Source organism: Candidatus Marinimicrobia bacterium CG08_land_8_20_14_0_20_45_22 (assembly GCA_002774355.1).
In the GTDB taxonomy this organism is placed as follows: Bacteria; Fidelibacterota; UBA2242; order UBA2242; family UBA2242; genus 0-14-0-20-45-22.
This window is the reverse complement of sequence record PEYN01000161.1, coordinates 1-2701: the sequence shown is the minus strand read 5'-3', so window position 1 is coordinate 2701 and position 2701 is coordinate 1. Positions and strand designations below refer to the sequence as shown.

Sequence of the window (2701 nt, the reverse complement as noted above, 5' to 3'; positions counted from 1 at the left end):
GTTATCATCAAAATTTTCAACTGCCGTTTCCAAATCCGAAATTATCTGCTGATCGTCGGAATCGCACTATTGACGGTTGCACCGTGGACGATCCGGAATTACGTCGTTTTCCGGCAATTCATACCGTTAGTTTCAGCCGGCGGCGGCGAACTGTGGGGTGCAAATTTCGAGATTGCCGACCGCGTTGTCTGGAACTCGGTTTCTGATATACAAAAATACGAAGACCAGCGCACCGCCAATCACGCGCTCCAAAACCGTCTGATTGCTGAGTACCGTCGGGAAAATGCCCTCGACAGCCCGGAAAAGCTGAACCGCTTTTTATCGCAACAAGGTAAGGCAATTATTCTTGCGCATCCATTTCGGTATGCTCTGCTTTCGTTCAACCGGCTGATGATCTTCTGGTTTTCGCCGCCAATCGGTTCGGCGACGCTGAAATCCGTTTCTCCGGTTCTATTTGTCGTCATTTTATTGATAAAATATTCGCTGACCATCCTCGCGATTTTCGGACTGTGGAAATTCGCCCGCCGTGATTTTTCCGGCGCGTTTGTCTGGATAGTGATTATTCTCTACTTGACACTTTTACATTCTGCCACCCACGCAATTCAGCGCTATTTTCTGCCGGTCATTCCGCTGGTTTATTTTGCACTGGGCTATTATCTGGATTCTCTAAAAAGTAAAACCGGAGCAAGGCGTGGATAATTCCGTCGTCGTACAGGCCAAATCCGGCGTACGCTGGGTCGGCATCGGACAGGTCGGCAACCGCCTGCTTTCGATGGCCTCGACGATTGTTCTGGCACGCCTGCTCATGCCGGACGATTTCGGTACGATTGCATTGGCACGGTTAGTGCTGGGTTTCATCCTGTTACTGAGCGCCTGGGGCATTGACGCCGCGATCATCGTCGAGGAAAAACGCCCAAAGCAGATCGCCAACGTCGCCTTCTGGATCAATTTCGGCATTATGCTGGCGCTCGGTGCTATCGTTATCGCCGTCTCGCCATGGGTTAAAAATTTCTATGCCACGCCGGTTTTACAGCCGATCCTGATCTGGATGGGTATCGGTCTCGTTTTCCAGTCATTTGAATTGGTTCCGCGAACGATTCTGAACCGCGAACTGAATTACAAATACCTGACGACAATCAACCTGTCTGTTGAACTTGTTACCAATCTGCTGGTTATTCTGTTAGCGGTTCTTGGTTGTGGTGTCTGGAGTTTAGTCATTCCGCAATTAGTCGCCAGTCCGCTGAGAGCCGTCCCATACTGGCTGAAAACCAAGATGTCGCCGACGCTTTATATCGAGCGCGCAGATTTCAAGCGGGTGCTTTCATTCGGGAAAAGCATACTTGGTTCAGAACTCGTCCGTTATCTCAATACCCATACCGACAATTTCCTGATCGGCAAACTGCTTTCTAAAGCCAAACTCGGCTATTACTCGTTCGCCTACAATCTCGCCAACTGGCCGGTCGAAAACATCGTTAAAGTCATCAACACCGTTTCGCTCCCGGCGCTGGCCAAAGTCCAGGCCAATTTAGCCGAGATGCGGCGGCTTTTCCTGCGCATGACCGAGATGATTTCATTAGTCACGTTCCCGATTTTCGGGATTCTCATCGGCGTAACGTATGAATTTGTCGTCGTCATATATGGCGTCAAATGGATACCGGCAGTGCGGCCACTCCAAATCATTGTCATTTATGGGATCATACGCTCACTCTTTGCGCCGGCCGGACGGATTTTCCTGATCCAGAAGAAACCGCATTATATGTTCTTCATCAATCTCATCCAATTGCCATTGTTGGTGGCCGCGGTCTGGTTCGGAGTCCGACAGGCGGAAATATTCGGCGCGGCGGTCGGCGTGGCAATTGTGCTGTCACTTGGCGGACTATTAAATCTGATTGTCGTCTCTAAGATGCTGAAAATGAAGATCGCCAAATTCATTGCGACTATTCTGCCGGGATTTATCTGTACACTGATTTTCTTAGTCTCCGGCTGCCTTTTCAAGCGCCTGTTATTCGGATTGGGCATACCGGCAGTACTGATCCTGTTTTTCTATTTATTGTTTGCAGGCAGTTTGTACGCGCTGAGTCTGCGTCTATTTTATCCGCGACTTTTTACCGATTTTGTGCGAACTTCAATCAGTATTATCGGAATTACTCCACGTAAGGTATTTGAGAAACTGAAAGGCAACCGACACTAATGACTCCAGGGGCCAACATCGTTTATCTGTGTGCCAATTCTGGGCTTGATCTTGATAAGATGCTCGGGCCGAAAATCCATATTCAGGCCATTCTGCGCGGTTTGAAAATCAAAAATATCAACCCCACCCTGGTTGCTGTCCAGAAATCCGATTCGGTTCGGGAATATGACGAATTCGAGACGGTTATTCTGCCGCACCGCTATCTGCGCGGATTCGTGCATCGCGTTATTCCTTATACTGGAATCGTTGACAGCCTGCGCGTCTTTTTACGGATCGTCGCTCTGAACCGGAAAAAGCAGTTCGCACTGATCCACGAGCGTTACACAGGGCTTTCGTGGGGCGGCGTTCTCGCGGCTAAATTTTTGAAAATTCCGTTCGTTCTGGAAATGAATGGACCTGGCATTGAAGAAAAATCCATTCAGGGTAATCCGGTCAAACCGTTTAAAAAATGGCTTCTTTTAATTAATCAAAAGGTTCTGTTGTCTTACTGTAGCGAGTTGATTCTGGCAT

General features: G+C 48.7%; 3 protein-coding genes. All 3 read left to right on the top strand.

Features of this window, described 5'->3' with window-relative positions; translation table 11 throughout:
• Positions 1-699, top strand: a 699-nt coding sequence (locus COT43_09485) for a hypothetical protein (protein PIS27641.1), incomplete at its 5' end; no start/stop codon positions are given.
• The gene (locus COT43_09480; GenBank protein ID PIS27640.1) at positions 692-2191 is read left to right on the top strand and encodes a hypothetical protein; all 1500 of its coding nucleotides are present in this window, start codon (positions 692-694) and stop codon (positions 2189-2191) included. The genes COT43_09485 and COT43_09480, both read left to right, overlap by 8 nt.
• Positions 2191-2701: hypothetical protein (locus COT43_09475; protein ID PIS27639.1), on the top strand; the 511-nt coding region annotated here is incomplete at its 3' end. The genes COT43_09480 and COT43_09475, both read left to right, overlap by 1 nt.